The following is an 18490-nucleotide window of genomic DNA, read 5'->3' on the forward strand; positions in this document are numbered from 1 at the left end:
AATTTGTTAAATCTTTTAAAACAGTACGCTTTTGAAAAAAAGATGAATTTCATGTAGATCTTGCCTATACTTATTTCCTGTTTTACAACACAAGAACGAACATGGGTAGTGGTAGTTGTCGCTCAAGACATCTTCAGTTTTCCGAAAAAAAATTACAGCCATTGGTGCTGAATCTTCCTTTTCATCCGCTTAAGTTGCGTTATGCACCATATATTTCCCCTCGACAGGAGCAGATCACATGATATTTGAATGGATGTCTGATCCTTCTGCGTGGGTAGGGTTACTCACTCTAGTGGTGCTGGAAATTGTGCTGGGGATTGATAACTTGGTTTTTATTGCGATTTTGGCGGAGAAACTTCCACCAGAACAACGCAATACGGCCCGTGTTGTTGGTTTGATCCTTGCGCTCTTAATGCGTTTGGTGCTGTTGGCCTCAATTGCTTGGGTGGTGACACTGACCGAGCCGCTGTTCCATATCTTCGATCATCCTTTCTCAGGACGGGATTTGATTCTTCTGTTTGGTGGGGTGTTCTTACTGTTTAAAGGCACCATGGAACTGCATGAACGTATTGACGCCAAAGTGGTTCAGAAAGAAGAAAGTCCAGCCAATGCTGTGTTTTGGATGGTGATCGTTCAGATTGTAGTTTTGGATGCTGTGTTTTCCTTAGACTCGGTGATTACAGCAGTCGGTATGGTTAAACACCTGTCTGTAATGATGATTGCGGTGATTATCGCCGTGGGCATTATGTTGTGGGCATCGAAAGCCTTGATGGAATTTGTCAACAAACATCCGACCGTGGTGATTTTGTGTCTCGGCTTCTTGATGATGATCGGTTTCTCATTGATTGTCGAAGGCTTTGGTTTCCATATTCCAAAAGGTTACTTATATGCCGCGATTGGTTTCTCGGTGATTGTTGAATTCATCAACCAAACCATGCGCCGTAATCAAGAAAAAATGGTCACCACTACAGACCTTCGCTATAAAACTGCATCTGCGGTGCTGCGAATGTTGGGCGGTAAAAGTAGTGATCATGCCTCTGAGCCTGAAGATGTCCTGGCAACTCGCGCTTATGCGGATGAAGTATTTGATCCTGAAAATGGGGTCTATCATAGTGTCTTGGTGCAAGGGGTGCTGGGTTTGTCCGAGCGTCCTGTGAAGTCCGTGATGACCCCACGTCCAGAGTTGGAGTGGATTGATTTAGAAGATGAAGAAGCCTCAATCAAATCACAACTACTCAGTATTACGCATTCGCGTTTAATTGTGGCACGGGGCGAGTTAGACAACATCGCCGGTGTGGTGCTGACCCATAAAGTTTTAAACGAATATATCGAAACCGGTGTACTCGATTTTGATAAACATTTACGTGAACCTGTGATTGTGCATGAAAATGCACAAGTCCTGATGGTGATGGAACAATTGCGTCAAGCACCGTTGCAAATGGCTTTGGTCTTGAACGAATACGGCTCGATTGAAGGGATTGCCACGCCGATTGACGTATTAGAAGCGATTGCAGGAGAGTTCCCTGATGAAGATGCTGAAGACAATGTGGCTGAAAGCTTAGAAGATGGTAGCTTGATGCTCGATGGCTCTACTGATATTCGCCATGTGTCGTTATTGTTGGATCGTGATTTGGTCGATGAGTCCGATCAGTACTCAACCTTGTCAGGCTATATCCTCTTTCATTTAGGCCGTTTACCTGAGAATGGCTCTAGTCTTGAAGCAGATGGTTGTATTTTTGAAGTGGTGACGATGGATGGGCACAAAATTGAAAAAGTGCATGTGATTCCAAAGTCAGATCTGCACAAGGAATCATCTTAAAACAAACCGTAATCTGGTTTGAACAGGTTAAAATAGCTCGCAATGTCGAGCTATTTTTTATGGAAAAATCATGAGTAATGTTGAGTGTCCGTGTGGACAGGGTGAATATGAACAGTGCTGTCAGCCTTTGCACTTGGGACAAAGTCGTGCGCAGAGCGCTACTCAACTTATGCGCTCACGTTATAGTGCTTTTGCCAAACAGCAAATCGATTACATTGTGCAAACCACAGTGTTGGGACAGCAACAGGTTCTAGATGTTGCAGCAATTGCGGAGTGGAGTCGAAGCAACCAATGGTTGAAGTTAGACGTCGTGCAGGCCAATGAAAAACTCGATAAAAACCATGCCATGGTCGAGTTCAAAGCCCATTATCATGATGGCAAATCGCCACAGATACATCATGAAATTTCACATTTTGTGAAACATGCAGAGGCATGGTATTTTTTAGATCCAACCACTGAAATGCAAATCACCATGAAACAAGCGTGCATCTGCGGTTCAGGGAAAAAATTTAAACAATGTTGTGCACAATTTTTATAATTTTAAGCAAATTTGGCTTAGAATAGCGCGCATCAATTAGCCTATATGGAATCCAGGCGATGTTACTCACTATTATTTATATTATAGCGATCACAGCAGAGGCAATGACGGGTGCACTGTCGGCGGGTCGGCGTAGTATGGATTGGTTTGGTGTGGTGATTATTGCCTGTGTCACAGCACTGGGCGGAGGTTCTGTCCGCGATGTGTTATTGGGACATTATCCGCTGACGTGGGTCAAACATCCTGAATATCTGATGCTGACGTGTTTTGCCGCTTTTATGACGATTTTGATTGCCAAATGGATGCGTCATTTACGCAACATTTTCTTGGTGCTCGATGCTCTGGGCCTGATCGGTTTTACCATCATCGGCTGTCAAATTGCCTTAGAAATGGGTCATGGCTTTCTGGTGTCTGCGGTTGCAGGGGTTCTGACAGGAGTCTCAGGCGGTATCTTGCGTGATATTTTGTGTAATGACGTCCCTTTGGTGTTCCGCCGTGAGCTGTATGCCAGTATTTCTTTTGTCGCGGTGATTTTCTATTGGGGCTGCATTCAGCTCGGTTTATCACTTGAGCTGACTGTGATTTCGACTTTAATCTTTGGTTTTAGTTTACGTTTAATCGCGATTTACTTTGGCTTAGAAATGCCGAAATTCATTTATCAAGATGATGATGAGCAATCGGCTTCCTCGAAAGATGCCAGCTAAAATAGCAGTGATTTGACTGCCTTATTTGTATAAAAAAAGCACATAATGATAAAGCCTGTTGAGAAAGCAGCCCGCTATCTTTTTCCCGCTTTAGAGGCCGAGCTATGGATTTAGTTTCTCGCATACAACGCTTACCGATCGGTAAATTTCACTACACCCTGTTGTGGGTCATTGGCTTGGGCTGGATGTTCGATGCTATGGACACGGGGTTGATTTCTTTTATTTTGGCAAAAATGGCCGAAGACTGGCACATGAGCCCAACCGAGAAGGGTTGGGTGGTCTCCATTGGCTTTGTCGGAATGGCGATTGGTGCGGTGTGCTCAGGTGGTCTGGCCGACCGCATCGGACGTAAAACAGTTTTTGCCGCGACCCTCGTGATTTACAGTTTAGCGACGGCAGCCTGTGCCTTTGCCCCGAACTTAACGTGGTTGTTGGTGTTTCGTTTTATTGTGGGTTTAGGCTTAGGTGGACAGTTGCCAGTAGCGGTGACCTTGGTCAGTGAATACATTCCTGCGCAGGTGCGTGGGCGTTTTATCGTGCTGCTAGAAAGTTTTTGGGGCCTAGGTTGGCTTTGCGCTGCATTGGTGGCGTATTTTGTGATTCCAAAATTTGACTGGCATATGGCCTTCTTAATCGGTGGGATTCCTGCACTATATGCCATTGTGATTTGGTTCAAAGTGCCTGAGTCAATTCCTTATCTCATCAACCGTGGCCGCATTGTGGAAGCCCATGCCTTGGTGCAGCAGATTGAACGTCAATGCGGTGTGGAAGTCGTTGAACATATCATCGTTAAACCAGTGGCAGAAAAAAAGACCGTGTCTTTTACCCAGCTCTGGTCGGGGGCATTTGCACGTAGAACCTTGATGTTATGGCTGATTTGGTTTGGTATTGTTTATTCGTATTATGGCATTTTTACATGGTTGCCCAGTTTGCTGGTGAAGCAGGGGTATAGCATTGTTCAGTCTTTTGAATATGTCTTGGTGATGATTTTGGCACAGCTGCCAGGCTATGTGGCCGCAGCATGGCTGGTCGAAAAGCTGGGGCGTAAAGCGACCTTGGCTGGCTTTATTGGCATGTGTGCAGTTTCCGCGTATTTCTTTGGTCAAGCTGACACTGTGAGCATGATCATGTTCTGGGGCTGCCTGATGTCATTCTTTAACCTCGGTGCATGGGGGGTGTTGTATACCTATACCCCAGAGCAATATCCAACCAATATCCGGGCTTTTGGTTCGGGCTGGGCATCGGCCATTGGTCGTATGGGCGGCATTGTCGCACCGATGGTGGTGACGCATATGATGGTACAGAGCAATGGATTTAGTGCGATTTTCATGATGTTTACCGCGGTATTGCTTGCGGTGGCAGCGGTAATTTTGATTTTGGGTGAAGAGACCAAAGGCAAAACATTGGAAGAAATTGGACTGTAATTTAGTCCGCGCTGAAGATTGAGAGTCAGATGTGCTGAGACTCGCAGTCTTCAATACACTTCAACATAAAATCTAGATGATTGATCTGAAAATAGCCGATAATCAGATCCAACTCAGCAATAAAAAATTCAATCTGCTCAGCCAAAACGTAGCCTCTCAGCGTTGTATTTTGATAAAAGTTAGCCCCGTGCATGATGAGACCTTTTAAATATTCACTGCTTGATTGATGCAATATACCCAATTGGTTGTGTCGCATTTTGGGCGAGGATGACCCGATTTTTTGTCGATCGTATCGATCAAGTTGAGTGGGCTGAAGTTGCTTCATTATTTTCATTGACGAGCAGAGATGAACACAGGAACTGAACTTCAAAATAATTAGTTGCTCATTTTAAAAAAAATGGATAATTTTACGACACTAGGAACATCTAAAGACGCAATTTGTCGTAGTGGTGTACGCTTTCACTTGTATAGGCAGAGCCTGCGACATAGCATAAGAACTTAAACAAAAAACGATTAATTAGGATGACAGGTTGTTATGACGAACCTTGCGCATCAAGCGACAGAAAACCGTTCCGTAGCAGAATTTACTGAACAAGCATATCTCAACTACGCCATGTACGTGATCATGGATCGTGCCTTACCGCATATCAGCGATGGTTTAAAACCTGTACAACGCCGTATTGTGTATGCCATGAGTGAATTGGGGCTGAAACACAGCGGTAAACCCAAAAAATCTGCGCGTACCGTTGGCGATGTGCTCGGTAAGTATCACCCGCATGGTGATTCGGCCTGCTATGAAGCCATGGTGCTGATGGCGCAGCCTTTTAGTTATCGTTATCCATTTATTGAAGGTCAAGGTAACTGGGGTTCTCCCGATGATCCGAAATCATTCGCTGCGATGCGTTATACCGAAGCCAAATTATCTCAGTATAGTGAAGTACTTTTGTCTGAACTGGGACAGGGGACTTGTGACTGGCAGGACAACTTTGATGGTTCGATGAAAGAGCCTGTTACTTTACCTGCACGTATTCCGAATATTTTGTTAAATGGCACTACGGGCATTGCGGTTGGTATGGCTACGGACATCCCACCGCACAACCTGCGTGAAGTCGTGAAAGGCACCATTGCCTTAATTCGCAATCCAAATTTAAGCGATGAAAAAGTTGCAGAATATATTCCTGCACCCGATTTGCCGACCAAAGCAGAAATTATTACGCCACCTGAAGAGCTGTTAAAAATACAAAGCACAGGTCGGGGCAGTTACCGTATGCGTTCGGTGTATCGCATCGAAAAAAATGAAATTGTGATCACGGACTTGCCTTATCAAGTGTCAGGCTCGAAAGTTATTTCGCAAATTGCAGATCAAATGCAGGCGAAAAAACTGCCTTTGGTGAGCGATGTACGAGATGAATCGGATCATCAAAACCCAACCCGTTTGGTAATTGTACTGCGCTCAAATCGGATTGATGCTGAAGCAGTGATGAGTCACCTTTTTGCTACCACTGACCTTGAGTCGAGCTATCGGGTCAATATGAACATGATTGGCGCGGATGGCCGTCCACAAGTGAAATCGATTCGTCATATTTTGCTGGAGTGGATTGAAATTCGAAAGGAAACCGTCACCCGTCGTCTGCAATATCACCTGAATAAAATTGAAAAACGCTTACATATTTTGGGCGGTTTGATTATTGCCTATTTAAATATTGATGAAGTGATTCGTATTATTCGTGAAGAGGAACAGCCCAAAGCGGAGTTGATGTCACGTTTTAATATTGATGATATTCAGGCCGAAGCCATCTTAGAACTCAAGTTACGTCATTTGGCTCGACTTGAAGAAATGGAAATGCGCCGTGAGCAAGAAGAGTTAGAAGCCAAAGCTGCACTGATTCGTGAACAGTTGGCTAATCCAGAGTCTTTAAAGACTTTAATCATCAATGAACTCAAAGATGATGCGAAAAAATATGGCGATGACCGTCGTTCACCAATCGTACATCGTGAAGAAGCGACGGCGATGAGTGAGCAAGATTTCATGCCTGCTGATCCTGTGACTGTGGTCTTGTCTGAAGCAGGGTGGATTCGCTCAGCCAAAGGTCATGAAGTTGATGCTGAAAACTTGAACTTCCGTGCGGGCGATCAATACCTCAGTCATGCACAAGGCAAATCGAATCAGCGCGTGTATGTGCTGGATGAGTCAGGGCGTAGTTATGCCTTAGCCATTAATAGCCTACCATCCGCACGTGGTCTGGGAGAACCGTTGAGTTCAAAATTGTCTCCAGCCAGTGGCGTTGGTTTTAAACAAGTCTTTATTGCTGATGATGAAGCCGAAGTCATAGCGCTGAGCAGTAAAGGATATGGTTTTAAAACACAGGCAAAACAGTTAGATACCAATGCAAAAGCAGGTAAAGCCTTCCTGACTTTACCTGAAAATGCCACAGTTATGCCGTTAACCAGTGTTGATCAGGCCACCCATTTGGCGTTATTGACCTCAACGGGTCGTTTGTTGATTTTAGAGTTGTCAGAGTTGCCTGTTTTAAATAAAGGTAAAGGTAATAAATTGATACAACTTGAAGAGAAAGATCAAATTGTATTCATGACAAGATTAACGCTAGATGAAATACTGCAAGTCGTTGCAGGACAGCAGCAATTAAAATTGAAGGGTGATGACTTGCAAAAATACATAGGTAAAAGAGCATCAAAAGGGCAGTTATTACCACGTGGTTATCAAAAAGCAAATAAACTGTTAGTTCAGAGATAAAACTAGCATCCATTGATCAAAATACGTTATATATGGTATGTATGCGGGAAATGGATGCAGTATTAAGCAACAGAAGTTAAATAAAGAGCGCTTAATATTGAGAACAATAGTTGAAATTTAAGGATTACTGATAGGAGAATCGGGCGATATGGAAAAAATTTGGTTCGCAGAATACCAAAAAACGGGGATTCCAGAGACTGTAGAATTGCCACCAGAAAACACGTCATTAGTAGATGTTTTTGAACGAAATTTCCAAAAATTTGGCTCTCGTGATGCTTTTATCTTTATGGATAAAGTGCTCACTTTTAATGAGTTAGAAGAAGCAAGCCGTAAATTTGCAACGTATTTACAAAGTTTGGGTCTAGCAAAAGGCTCACGTGTCGCTGTAATGATGCCGAACGTTCTTCAGTATCCTATTGTTGCTTTGGGTGTATTCCGTGCAGGTTTAGTACTGGTTAACGTCAATCCACTGTATACCGCGCGCGAACTTGAACATCAGTTAAATGACTCGGGTTCAGAAGTTTTGGTGATCATCGAAAACTTTGCCTCTGTTTATCAAGCGATTAATGGTAAAACGCCAGTTAAACATGTCGTGATTGCCTCTGTAGGTGACATGTTAGGTGCATTAAAAGGCACACTGGTGAACTTTGTATTACGTTCAGTGCGTAAGCAAATTCCAGCATGGAATATTCCTGGCCATATTCGCTTTAACGCAGCGATGTCGAAAGTCAGCGCGAGCAATTATAAGCGTCCGAACTTAACGTTAAGTGACACAGCCGTGCTTCAGTACACGGGCGGCACTACAGGGGTATCTAAAGGTGCAGAACTGACACATCGCAATCTTGTGGCGAACATGTTGCAGTGTGATGGTATTTTCCAAAGTAAATTTGGTGCACAAGACGGTCAGCCTGATGACCGCATTTTCTGTGCATTACCGCTATATCATATTTTTGCGTTCATGGTTTGTGCGATGTACGGTATGTACAAAGGCCAAGCCAACGTTTTGATTCCAAACCCGCGTGACTTACCTGCGGTGATGAAAGAGTTACGTAAATACCAACCATCATTCTTCCCAGCAGTGAATACGCTATTCAATGCTTTAGTGAACAATGAAGAGTTTAAGCAACTCGACCACAGCAAATTGAAAATGGCGATGGGCGGTGGTATGGCTGTCCTTCCTTCTACCGCAGAAGCGTGGAAGCGAATTACGGGAACCAACATCATTGAAGGTTATGGTCTATCTGAAACTTCACCTGTGGCAACGGCAAATCCGCCAGCGTCAGAAGAGTTCAGTGGCACAATTGGTATTCCATTGCCATTAACTGAAGTTGCAATTTTGGATGATGATGGTAAGGAAGTTGCACTGGGTGAACAGGGTGAGATTTCAATCCGTGGTCCACAAGTAATGCGTGGCTATTGGAACCGTGCAGATGAAACAGCTAAAGTGATGACTGAAGATGGTTTCTTCCGTACGGGTGACATTGGTGTCATGGACGCTCGTGGTTATATTAAAATCGTAGACCGTAAAAAAGACATGATTTTGGTGTCAGGCTTTAACGTTTATCCTTCAGAAATTGAAGAAGTGGTTTCAAAGCATCCTAAAGTGCTGGAAGTAGCTGCCATTGGTGTACCTGATGAAAAATCAGGTGAAGTACCAAAACTGTTTGTGGTGAAGAAAGATCCATCTTTAACTACAGAAGAAGTCTTGGCCTTTGCGAAAGAGAACTTAACGGGCTACAAACGTCCGCGTTATGTTGAATTCTTGGATGAGTTACCGAAATCAAACGTAGGTAAAATCCTACGTAAAGATTTACGTAAAACAGCTTAAGTTCAAATAAAAAAAGCGCCGTCAGGCGCTTTTTTTATGTTCAAATTTAATTTTTCATTAACCAGCGATCAATATAGGGACGGCCAATACCCAAGATGCCAACAAAGGTCAGCATCGTACCGCACTGACGACTAAAGGCTGGGAAAGCAAAACTACCGAAGCTCAGGACATTATCGATCAGACAATAGACGGTCACTACAAGCAACCAAGACCATAGGTTTTGACGTTTAATTCCAACCATCCAAAATGCAATGATCAGCATGACCAGTGTGCCAAGAGTCGAACCAATATTCATATTGGCACAAATGACTGCCAATAAAAATGCAGTAACGGGAAGCACAATCTTTAAAACACGATCCACTTGGCGTTGATGTTGACGCTGAATTTCGAGCACGTCGAACATTTCTTTTTGATCAGGGCTAGCCATGCTGGAGTCTCATCGGCAAATTATAAAAACACTATAATTTAACCAAATTTATCCTCGGAATGCCATGCTATGATAGCCTTCAAAATGATCTTGATGAGAAAAAACCAATGCAAAGCATTAGCGGGATTATTTATCTCATTTTAATTGCTTGTTTATTACCGTACGTATTTACAATCATTGCTAAAAAAGCAGCAGGATTTCGCGCCAAAGATAATCAACATCCGCGTGAATTTCTCGCCAAGACGACTGGTCTGGCAGCACGTGCTAATGCAGCACAACAAAATAGCTTTGAGAGTTTACCGTTATTTATTGCAGCCATCTTAATGGCTGAATATATGGTGATTCCGCAAGTGGTCACCATGACGTTTGGTATTGCCTACCTTGTCTTTCGTGTGCTGTATGGGATTTGCTATTTAGCCAACTGGTCGACACTCCGTACGATCGTTTGGCTCTTGTCACTATTGTGTCCTATTTGTTTATTATTGTTGGTCATTCGACTGACGATGGGCTAAGCGCGAAACATACATATTTTCACCCAGTGGATGTATAATCGCAGAAATATTTTTTTCTCAAAAACCGTTATAATCGATGCGGTTTTTAAAAGATTTAACTTGTTAAAGAGTGATGTTATGAGCTACAGCAATATCCCTGCGGGTAAAGATGCACCGAACGATATCTACGTGATCATCGAAATTCCTGCAAATGCAGCACCAATCAAATATGAAATTGATAAAGATTCGGATGCACTTTTTGTAGATCGTTTCATGGGTACAGCAATGTTCTACCCAGCGAACTATGGTTATGTACCAAACACCTTGTCTGAAGATGGTGATCCATTAGATGTACTTGTTGTAACGCCACATCCAGTTGAACCAGGTTCAGTAATTCGTTGCCGCCCTGTGGGTAAATTGAACATGGAAGATGACGGTGGTATCGATGCGAAATTGATCGCAGTTCCACACGACAAATTAACACCAATTTATAAAGATATTGAAGAGTACACGGATCTTCCTCCGTTACTGATCCAACAAGTTGAACATTTCTTCGCGCACTATAAAGACTTAGAGCCAGGGAAGTGGGTTAAATTAACAGGTTGGGAAGGTTCTGAAGTTGCTAAGCAAGAAGTGCTTAAAGCAATCGAAGCAGCAAAATAAGCCTGTCTGTGAAGCCTCAATTGAACTGTGTTTGATTGTAGGCTTCAATAAAAAAACCTGCACATTGTGCAGGTTTTTTTATTAGATTAGCTTTTCCGTAGAAATTAGAAGAATTTCACAGGAATGTCTAACCAAACACGCCATTCGTTGGTGTCACCAATGTAGTTACCAGCTTGATATTCGTCGCTCGCACGGTAATACGAGTGACGTAAACGTAAGCTTGCATCTTTAGCAAAACCAGATTGAACGGTATATTTTACTTGGTTAAAGAATTCACGCTCAGTAGCATTGTCTACAATCAATTGTGAACGGTTGCTTAAGTCTGCAACATCAATATCCCAACCATAAACATATGCAGTCGTCCAGCTTAGGCCAGGAACATTTAAGCCTGCAAAGTCATAGGTATATTGAAGTTGTACAGACTTTTCATCATTACCGATGAAGTCTGAAAGGTAAGAGTTTGGTAGGTAAATAGTCTGATGACCATCACCCACACCTTTACCCAAACCATAGTCATAACCTGTATTACCGGTATTTTGTTGGTAAGCCATCATGACATTGTGGTTACCTGTGTTATAGGTTCCAGAAATAGCCCAAATATTGTTGCTTAAGTCGCTTAGATCACTGGTCGTATGCGAGTATGTATACGCACTGCCATCAGCTTTAGTATCCCATTTTGTATGGTAACCACTGAAGTCATAGGTCAATGAGCTATTGTTCACAAGCGCTTGTTTATAGTTGGCATTCACATAATGACGATCTAAGCGGTCTTTGATGTCAGCACCAAAATAAGATGCATTGAGTGCATCATTAAATTTATACTTTGCACCCCAAACAACAGCACGATCTAATTCATTACCATCACTTTTGATTTGGTCTGAATATTGGTTCTTGGTAAATTTACCTGCAGTTAACTCAAGACCATTAATTTCACGACTTGTTGCTAGCACACCTTCAAAGTATTCAGGCACTAAACGAGCAGTGTTACTTGCGAGTACCGGTAAGTCGAGTACTTGAGTACCATAACGCACTTCAGTATTTGAAATACGTGCTTTGACGATACCACCACCACGAGCCCAGTGGTCATATGCAGAGCCGTCTGGGTGCTGAGGGATCATTCCATTACCAGCATTATTGTTATCACCAAGCTTAAATGAAGCATCGCCAATAATACCAACACCAAAACCAACAATACCCTTGGTATAACCAGATTCGATTTTAACCATCGCGGTTTGAGCTGCAGAACTTGTATCGTCTACTTGTTTTTCTAAGCCCGTAGTATTGTCACGGTAGTTGGTTTTATCACGATTTAAATAACCGGTACGGAATAGCACTGATCCTTCAGCGTCCTCAACGAAACCTTTAGATTCACTTTGCTCACTCGCAAAAGCTGTTGATATAAGTGCAGTTTGTACTAAAACTGCTAATGCTAATTTTTTTGTGTTTTGCATTGGGGAGCGAACCTTATACAAATTGGATGGAAAGAGAACAGCAATTGTATAAGTAATCGCTGAAAAATTGTCATTTTTATTTAACATATTCAACTAAAGTAATGCATTTTTTTGTAAGTGATATGTTTTAAATATTTTATTTTTAGTGAAAATACTCTTTTTTTTTAAATAACTCTTTATAAAACATTTAATTATTTTTCTCTTCTTAATTCTGTTTTTTGCTATGTATTGCAGAATATAATATATAGATTGTGAGGTTATTTTAGCTTATGAATCAAAGTGTTCAGATATTTCTGGGCTTTTGGAATCGGCTCAAAATCACCCATAGCCAGATTGGCAAACGATGAATTACACAGCAGTTACCTAGGGAAAATTGACCCATTGTTAAAAAATAGCTTTAAAATTTATGGGTATGGAATCAGTAAATGATTCATGTCTAAAGAAATTTTGAGAGCTTAAATGCATAAGAATTCACATAAAATTGCACTATTTTTAATTTTTTCCACTGGCAGTGTGTTGGTCAACGCAAGTGAGCCCCAGCAACAAAGCTCAGAAGGCGGACTTAGCGGAAGCCTTGCTGTGCTCAGTCAGTATATTTATCGTGGGGGTATTGAAAATGATCAGCCTACCCTACAAGCAGGGCTTGAATATGAACATGCATCTGGTCTATATGCTGGTTATTGGGCTTCAACACTGAATTATGATGCAGCAGATGTCAGCAAAGATCACGGTGTAGAGCATGATTTTTATATGGGGTATGCAGGCACACTCAGTCCAGATTTAAGCTATCGCTCACATATTGTGACTTATTTATATAATGATGGCGGCTCGGTCTATAATGAAGATCGAACAGAACACCGAAGTACAACTGGAGCGGAATTTGTAAATAGTCTGAGCTATAAAGACTTTGATGTAGGCGTCACGGTGGCTTTAGCCGATGTGAGCTATGCCAATGCGGGCGATACCTATTTAAGCCTTGCACATCACTATGCCCTTCCACAAAACTTTGAATTCAATAGTTCAATTGGTGCATCGATTTATCGTCAGCATGATGATGCCATACTCACTACAGAGAAGAACTTTACTGTTAATGAAGTTCGCTTAGGCTTGAGTAGACCCTTTGCAGAAACAGGGATCGAGATGTCTGCGGATTATATTTATGGTGTACATAATCGTATGGGAGAGGATTTAGAAGACCATCTGGTGCTGGGTTTAACTTACAACTTCTAAATGTTACAAATATGAAGAGTGCATCCTGATCGGTTGGGGATGCACTTTTTTTATGCACTTAAAAACGTACATTCCAAAGATGAGTCTCAAAATAGCGCATATTGTAAACAATTATGTTTGCTTGATGGGCTTGGCTTCAATTCACCGCGAAGATATTTTACGATCAAGTTGAGTGCGAGTTAATTTTTTTATATTTCATATAAATTGAATAAAAACAAATTCTTAATATGATTTTTTGAAAAATGGGTCTGGTTTTGAATTGAATGTGGCATAGCTATTGCTACTACCTACATGAGTTTATCGAAATAACCAAAAAACGTCGGATACGATGTGGGGGAATCAAACAATGAAATTTGCACTTAAAGCATTATCTTTAGCTGTGGTGGCTTCAGCTTCTACATTCACTTTCGCAGATGACGAGCCAGCATTACCGTTTGGTTTCTCTTTTAGCGGAAGTGCTGCTGTAACAACCGACTATCGTTTCCGTGGTTTAACTCAAACCCAAAATGATCCAGCGGTACAAGCGGGTTTTACTTTGGCACATGACTCAGGCTTGTATTTGGGTCTTTGGGGTTCAAATGTTGATTTTGGCGAAGGTTCACCGAGTTTAGAACTCGATCCATCGATTGGTTTTGCAACAACATTAGAAAGCTTTGCCAGCAAGCCAGTGCTTGATGTGGGTATGGTGTACTACAACTATCCAAGCGCAGATGATCTGAACTGGTTAGAATTTTATGGCAAATTAACCTTTGCGAGTGTCTTCACTGAAGGGGACAGTCTACTGACCAATGTAAACTATACCAATGACTATGTTGCAGCAGATACAGACAGTTGGAACATCAATGCTGGTTATGCGATTCCATTTGGTTCAACGGGCTTTGGTGGTGTCGCGAATGTGGGTTATACCGTGGTGAGTGATGAAGATAAATATTCATTTGGTGATGATGACAATTATGTCGATTGGAAAGTGGGTGTGACCTATGCATTCCAGTCTATTCCTGGCGCAACAGCAGAGTTAGCAGCGGTAGGAACCAATATTGATACTGATGATCTGGATCATGCGACAGCACGTGGTGTAGAAACAGGTGCAGTATTTACTTTAACTAAAACTTTCTAAGTTTTAGCATCTTCAAAACCCCTCTAGCCCTTAGGGCTAGAGGGGTTTTTCTATGTGGAGTTTAGCGACTTTTAGGCGTTTTGTTGTCGGTAGGAGAGAGCTTCGGTCAAATGTCCTGTTTGGATGTGCTCTGACTGGGCCAAATCTGCAATGGTTCTGGCCACTCTTAAAATACGGTGATAACCCCGAGCAGACAAATTTAAACGCTGTTGTGCTTTTTCAAAGATTAAAGCCGCTTGTCCATCTAGCGGTGCGAATTGTTCGAGTTGTTTGGGTGATAATGCCATATTGAGACAAGCTTGGCGCTGCATTTGCCATTGATAAGCTTGAATCACGCGCTCACGTACAGTCGCCGAGTCTTCCACGGCTTGTGTGTCTTGCAATTCAGAAGCATGCAAGGGTGGTACATCAATATGTAAATCAATTCGATCCAGCAAAGGCCCTGAAATGCGGTTTTGGTAGCGCTTAATCGCCTCGACTGAGCACTGGCAACGGCTATCTTGATTAAAAGCATAACCACAGGGACACGGATTCATTGCGGCAATCAGTTGGAAATTGGCTGGAAAGGTGATTTGCCGTGAAGCACGTGAAATCACAATCTCTTTGGCTTCAATCGGCTGTCTTAAAACCTCCAAAACCTTGCGGTCAAATTCAGGCAATTCATCTAAAAACAGCACGCCTTTATGTGACAAAGTGATTTCACCGGGTTTGGGTTGTGATCCACCACCGACTAAGGCAACCGCAGAAGCTGTATGGTGCGGTGCACGAAATGGCCGCTGCCCAAAAGGATGTTGATGATTGGCCACCGAGTAAATACTTGCCACTTCCAAATTCTCTTGCGTGTTCAAGGGCGGTAGAATGCTGGCTAAACGTGAAGCCAATAGGGTTTTCCCTGTTCCTGGCGGTCCTTTAAATAGCAAAGAATGACCACCTGCTGCCGCAATCTCTAAGGCACGTCTCGGACGTAGTTGACCTTTAACATCGGCCAAATCAAATTTGTAATGTTGGGAGGCTTTTAGCGCCGTGGGTTGAAACTGTTGGATGAGATGGTTTTGCGACAGATGCTCACAGACTTGTTTTAAATGTTGCGCTGCAAATACTTGAAAATTGGGCAGTTGAGAGGCTTCTTGCGCATTGGCCTCAGGTAAAATCAGTTGATGTCCAGCTTGCTGGCAGGCAATCGCAATACTTAAAGTACCTGAAATTGGTCGCAGTTGCCCATCAAGTGCCAACTCACCTATAAATTCAAAATTTTCAGTTCCTTGTTCGGGGAGCTGACCAGAGGCAATTAAAATACCCAGTGCAATAGGCAAATCCAGTCGTGAGCTGTCTTTGGGCAGATCTGCGGGCGCAAGGTTGATGGTGAGGCGTTTGGTCGGAAACTGAAAGCCACTATTGATAATGGCGGAGCGCACCCGATCTTTGCTTTCCCGAACGGCTGCTTCGGGAAGCCCCACAATGGTTAAAGAGGGTAGCCCTTGGCTCAGATGAACTTCAACTTCAACCGAAGGTGCGTGTAAACCGAGCAAAGCTCGAGTGTAAATTTTGGCAAAAGACATCTTTTGTTCCATTATAGTGCATTATTTTAATTCGTTATGCGTCTTTTGTTGCACCAAACAGGTGCTCATTTTTTGTTCTGAATGCGTAACTCTAAAGCTTCCACTTGTTTCAATAAGTCATTTAAACGCAAATTGGCATTATTCAGTGCAGTACGTTGACGTTCAATTTCATCTTTGGAAACCAAATCCATCTTGGTGACTGCTTCATTGAGCAGTGCGCGTAAATTATGTTCTAAGTCTTGTTTAGGTTGTTCGACTTGTTCCAGTATGGCTTGTAATAAAGTTTCAATCATTTCTATATCCAACAGTTGGAGAAGTGACAGCAGTGTACCATTGCTGCTTCTGACTCTATAGCCTTTCAGATGAAATATGATTTCATCGATTGTAAAAAAATCATAAATCTTCGACTAAAAAACCTGAATTTTGAAGCTCAAAACGCATTTAAATGTATAGAATAGGGTATAAAGAAAACTCATGTCAGACTTTCTTTTCCCCCAACCTAAGAATTTTTGGCATGAAATTTGAACATAAAACCTTACTGGTGAAATAAGCCGAAGGAAAACAAACATGAAGCTCGTAACTGCAATTGTAAAACCGTTTAAATTGGATGATGTGCGTGAAGCACTGTCTGAAATTGGTGTTCAAGGGATCACGGTAACTGAAGTCAAAGGCTTTGGTCGTCAAAAAGGTCATACTGAACTTTATCGTGGCGCTGAATATGTTGTTGATTTCTTACCAAAAGTAAAAATTGAAATCGCGATCAGTGATGAAATGGTCGACGCGGTGATTGAGTCAATCACACGTGTGGCTAGTACAGGAAAAATTGGCGACGGTAAAATTTTCGTCACAAATTTAGAGCAAGTCATCCGTATCCGTACAGGTGAAACAGGTGCCGATGCCGTTTAATTTGGCATGAAGTTTGCTGAGTAACACATAACTCGCACAAATTAGGTTGGGGGATACGAATGAAAAAGATGCTATTCGCGCTGAGCTTATCTGGCGCACTTTTAGGTGGTTCTGTTGCTTGGGCTGAAGAAGCAGCAACAGCGCCAACTCCATCAGAACAAGTCACAGTGGTTGAAACAACGGATGTGGCTGCTCCAGCAGTACAAGCGGTTGAAGCCGTTGCTGCTCCAGTAGAAGCACCCGTACCTACAGAAGAAGAACCAACATTAGACACAGGTGATACGGCGTGGATTTTAGTCTCCACAGCACTGGTTTTATTAATGACCATTCCAGGTTTAGCGTTATTCTACGGCGGTATGGTTCGTAAGAAAAACGTCTTAAGCACCATGGCGCATAGCTTTGTTGCTGCGGCAGTGGTGAGTATTGCATGGGTCATTATCGGTTATACATTGGCCTTTGGTGAGGGCAATGCCTTTATCGGTGGCTTAGATAAGTTCATGCTGACTGGGATCACCACAGATGCACTCACAGGGACGATTCCTGAAGTTCTATTCGTTATTTTCCAAATGACCTTTGCCATCATTACAGTTGCCATTATTAGTGGTTCAATTGCAGAACGGATGAAATTCGGCGCATTTATCGCTTTCATCTCGATTTGGGTAGTCGTGGTCTATGCACCAATTACTCACTGGGTATGGGGCGGTGGTTGGTTAGCAAATGATGGCGCACTCGACTTTGCTGGCGGTACCGTTGTACACATCAACTCAGGTGTGGCGGGTTTGGTTGCTGCATATATGCTCGGCAAACGTATGGGCTTAGGCCGTGAATCAATGGCTCCACACAACTTGGCATTAACCGTTGTGGGTGCAAGCTTACTGTGGGTCGGCTGGTTTGGTTTCAATGGTGGTTCTGCATTGGGCGCAAACGGCTCAGCAGGTTATGCATTACTTGTGACTCAAGTAGCAGCAGCAGCAGCGGCAATCTCTTGGTTAATTACTGAAAAAGTTGCACGTGGTAAAGGTTCAGTACTCGGTGCTGCATCTGGTGCGGTTGCTGGTCTGGTAGTGATTACACCAGCAGCAGGGTTTGTGACTGTCGGCGGTGCACTGGCGATGGGTTTAATCGGTGGTGTGGTGTGCTTCTGGGGTATCAGTGCCTTGAAACGTGCTTTAAAAGCCGATGACTCTTTAGATGCGTTTGGTTTACACGGTGTGGGTGGTATCGTGGGTGCAATCTTAACGGCATTCTTTGCAAGCGATTTCATCATGGGCGACAAAGCACCAAGTGATGTGATGCATCAACTTTGGGTTCAAGTTGAAGGGGTATTGGCAACGATTGCATACTCAGCAGTATTAACCTTCCTTATCTTAAAAGTGATTGATCTGGTGATTGGAATTCGCGTTGAATCTGATGATGAACGTATGGGCCTAGATTTGAGCCAACATGGCGAACGTGTGGACTAATCAATAGAATAATAAATAAACAGTATAATCAATATATTGTGTGAAACAGCCCGAAAGGGCTGTTTTTTTTCTATATCTAGCGTAAAACTCTACAAAACACCGAATTTTTGCTACA

General features: G+C 42.7%; 17 protein-coding genes. 12 read left to right on the plus strand and 5 right to left on the minus strand.

Annotated elements, in window-relative coordinates; all coding sequences use genetic code 11:
* Positions 1–238: 238 nt before the first annotated feature.
* From F946_RS02305 to niaP, 4 genes are all read left to right on the plus strand, one after another.
* Complete coding sequence (locus tag F946_RS02305) at positions 239–1819, plus strand: TerC family protein (RefSeq protein WP_004978531.1); 1581 nt, start codon at positions 239–241, stop codon at positions 1817–1819.
* 70 nt (positions 1820–1889) lie between these two features.
* Positions 1890–2357: a YchJ family protein gene (locus F946_RS02310; protein ID WP_004978533.1), complete on the plus strand. Its 468-nt coding sequence runs from the start codon at positions 1890–1892 to the stop codon at positions 2355–2357.
* A gap of 59 nt (positions 2358–2416) precedes the next feature.
* Positions 2417–3061 (plus strand): trimeric intracellular cation channel family protein, encoded by a 645-nt coding sequence (locus tag F946_RS02315; RefSeq protein WP_004978534.1) that lies wholly within the window; start codon positions 2417–2419, stop codon positions 3059–3061.
* A 104-nt stretch (positions 3062–3165) separates the two neighbouring features.
* The gene (niaP, locus tag F946_RS02320) at positions 3166–4485 is read left to right on the plus strand and encodes a niacin transporter NiaP (protein WP_004978536.1); all 1320 of its coding nucleotides are present in this window, start codon (positions 3166–3168) and stop codon (positions 4483–4485) included.
* A 25-nt stretch (positions 4486–4510) separates the two neighbouring features.
* Here niaP and F946_RS02325 read toward each other — a convergent pair whose 3' ends face one another.
* Positions 4511–4810, minus strand: coding sequence for a hypothetical protein (locus F946_RS02325; protein WP_155118235.1), 300 nt, complete (start codon positions 4808–4810; stop codon positions 4511–4513).
* 210 nt (positions 4811–5020) lie between these two features.
* Here F946_RS02325 and parC point away from each other — a divergent pair, with 210 nt between their 5' ends.
* On the plus strand, positions 5021–7240 hold the full coding sequence (gene parC, locus F946_RS02330) for a DNA topoisomerase IV subunit A (RefSeq protein WP_004978544.1): 2220 nt from the start codon (positions 5021–5023) through the stop codon (positions 7238–7240).
* A 148-nt stretch (positions 7241–7388) separates the two neighbouring features.
* Positions 7389–9068 (plus strand): long-chain-fatty-acid--CoA ligase, encoded by a 1680-nt coding sequence (locus F946_RS02335; protein ID WP_004978546.1) that lies wholly within the window; start codon positions 7389–7391, stop codon positions 9066–9068.
* A 46-nt stretch (positions 9069–9114) separates the two neighbouring features.
* On the opposite strand, the gene F946_RS02340 is transcribed toward F946_RS02335, so the two are convergent.
* A complete protein-coding gene (locus F946_RS02340) occupies positions 9115–9495 on the minus strand; it encodes a hypothetical protein (protein WP_004978549.1) in 381 nt (126 codons plus the stop codon).
* A 107-nt stretch (positions 9496–9602) separates the two neighbouring features.
* Between F946_RS02340 and F946_RS02345 the strand changes: the two genes are divergently transcribed.
* Both F946_RS02345 and ppa read left to right on the plus strand, forming a co-directional pair.
* The gene (locus tag F946_RS02345; RefSeq protein WP_004978550.1) at positions 9603–10007 is read left to right on the plus strand and encodes an MAPEG family protein; all 405 of its coding nucleotides are present in this window, start codon (positions 9603–9605) and stop codon (positions 10005–10007) included.
* A 117-nt stretch (positions 10008–10124) separates the two neighbouring features.
* Positions 10125–10649 (plus strand): inorganic diphosphatase, encoded by a 525-nt coding sequence (gene ppa / locus F946_RS02350; protein WP_004978552.1) that lies wholly within the window; start codon positions 10125–10127, stop codon positions 10647–10649.
* 104 nt (positions 10650–10753) lie between these two features.
* Here the strand turns inward: ppa and F946_RS02355 are convergent, their stop codons facing one another.
* Entirely contained in the window at positions 10754–12100 is a 1347-nt protein-coding gene (locus tag F946_RS02355) for an OprD family outer membrane porin (protein ID WP_035326393.1), read from the minus strand.
* A gap of 459 nt (positions 12101–12559) precedes the next feature.
* Here F946_RS02355 and F946_RS02360 point away from each other — a divergent pair, with 459 nt between their 5' ends.
* Both F946_RS02360 and F946_RS02365 read left to right on the plus strand, forming a co-directional pair.
* Entirely contained in the window at positions 12560–13330 is a 771-nt protein-coding gene (locus tag F946_RS02360; RefSeq protein ID WP_004978557.1) for a TorF family putative porin, read from the plus strand.
* A 346-nt stretch (positions 13331–13676) separates the two neighbouring features.
* Positions 13677–14447 carry a TorF family putative porin gene (locus F946_RS02365; RefSeq protein ID WP_004978559.1) on the plus strand — a complete coding sequence of 257 codons (771 nt, stop codon included), beginning with the start codon at positions 13677–13679 and terminating at the stop codon, positions 14445–14447.
* Positions 14448–14518: 71 nt separating this feature from the next.
* Here F946_RS02365 and F946_RS02370 read toward each other — a convergent pair whose 3' ends face one another.
* Together F946_RS02370 and F946_RS02375 are read right to left on the minus strand one after the other, a co-directional pair.
* On the minus strand, positions 14519–16006 hold the full coding sequence (locus tag F946_RS02370) for a YifB family Mg chelatase-like AAA ATPase (protein WP_004978560.1): 1488 nt from the start codon (positions 16004–16006) through the stop codon (positions 14519–14521).
* 65 nt (positions 16007–16071) lie between these two features.
* Positions 16072–16299: an accessory factor UbiK family protein gene (locus F946_RS02375; protein ID WP_004692854.1), complete on the minus strand. Its 228-nt coding sequence runs from the start codon at positions 16297–16299 to the stop codon at positions 16072–16074.
* A 274-nt stretch (positions 16300–16573) separates the two neighbouring features.
* Here F946_RS02375 and glnK point away from each other — a divergent pair, with 274 nt between their 5' ends.
* Positions 16574–16912, plus strand: coding sequence for a P-II family nitrogen regulator (gene glnK / locus F946_RS02380; RefSeq protein WP_004281042.1), 339 nt, complete (start codon positions 16574–16576; stop codon positions 16910–16912).
* Between the two features lie 59 nt (positions 16913–16971).
* Entirely contained in the window at positions 16972–18375 is a 1404-nt protein-coding gene (locus F946_RS02385) for an ammonium transporter (protein ID WP_004978561.1), read from the plus strand.
* The last annotated feature ends 115 nt before the right edge of the window (positions 18376–18490 follow it).

The organism is Acinetobacter johnsonii ANC 3681 (assembly GCF_000368805.1).
GTDB classification, from domain to species: Bacteria; Pseudomonadota; Gammaproteobacteria; order Pseudomonadales; family Moraxellaceae; genus Acinetobacter; species Acinetobacter johnsonii.

Coding starts and splice junctions, on each gene's coding strand:
- F946_RS02315 (WP_004978534.1), top strand. CDS start 2,417: ATGTTACTCACTATTATTTATATTATAGCGATCACAGCAGAGGCAATG.
- parC (WP_004978544.1), top strand. CDS start 5,021: ATGACGAACCTTGCGCATCAAGCGACAGAAAACCGTTCCGTAGCAGAA.
- F946_RS02360 (WP_004978557.1), top strand. CDS start 12,560: ATGCATAAGAATTCACATAAAATTGCACTATTTTTAATTTTTTCCACT.
- F946_RS02345 (WP_004978550.1), top strand. CDS start 9,603: ATGCAAAGCATTAGCGGGATTATTTATCTCATTTTAATTGCTTGTTTA.
- F946_RS02325 (WP_155118235.1), bottom strand. CDS start 4,810: ATGAAGCAACTTCAGCCCACTCAACTTGATCGATACGATCGACAAAAA.
- niaP (WP_004978536.1), top strand. CDS start 3,166: ATGGATTTAGTTTCTCGCATACAACGCTTACCGATCGGTAAATTTCAC.
- F946_RS02305 (WP_004978531.1), top strand. CDS start 239: ATGATATTTGAATGGATGTCTGATCCTTCTGCGTGGGTAGGGTTACTC.
- F946_RS02370 (WP_004978560.1), bottom strand. CDS start 16,006: ATGTCTTTTGCCAAAATTTACACTCGAGCTTTGCTCGGTTTACACGCA.
- glnK (WP_004281042.1), top strand. CDS start 16,574: ATGAAGCTCGTAACTGCAATTGTAAAACCGTTTAAATTGGATGATGTG.
- F946_RS02340 (WP_004978549.1), bottom strand. CDS start 9,495: ATGGCTAGCCCTGATCAAAAAGAAATGTTCGACGTGCTCGAAATTCAG.
- F946_RS02355 (WP_035326393.1), bottom strand. CDS start 12,100: ATGCAAAACACAAAAAAATTAGCATTAGCAGTTTTAGTACAAACTGCA.
- F946_RS02335 (WP_004978546.1), top strand. CDS start 7,389: ATGGAAAAAATTTGGTTCGCAGAATACCAAAAAACGGGGATTCCAGAG.
- F946_RS02310 (WP_004978533.1), top strand. CDS start 1,890: ATGAGTAATGTTGAGTGTCCGTGTGGACAGGGTGAATATGAACAGTGC.
- ppa (WP_004978552.1), top strand. CDS start 10,125: ATGAGCTACAGCAATATCCCTGCGGGTAAAGATGCACCGAACGATATC.
- F946_RS02385 (WP_004978561.1), top strand. CDS start 16,972: ATGAAAAAGATGCTATTCGCGCTGAGCTTATCTGGCGCACTTTTAGGT.
- F946_RS02365 (WP_004978559.1), top strand. CDS start 13,677: ATGAAATTTGCACTTAAAGCATTATCTTTAGCTGTGGTGGCTTCAGCT.
- F946_RS02375 (WP_004692854.1), bottom strand. CDS start 16,299: ATGATTGAAACTTTATTACAAGCCATACTGGAACAAGTCGAACAACCT.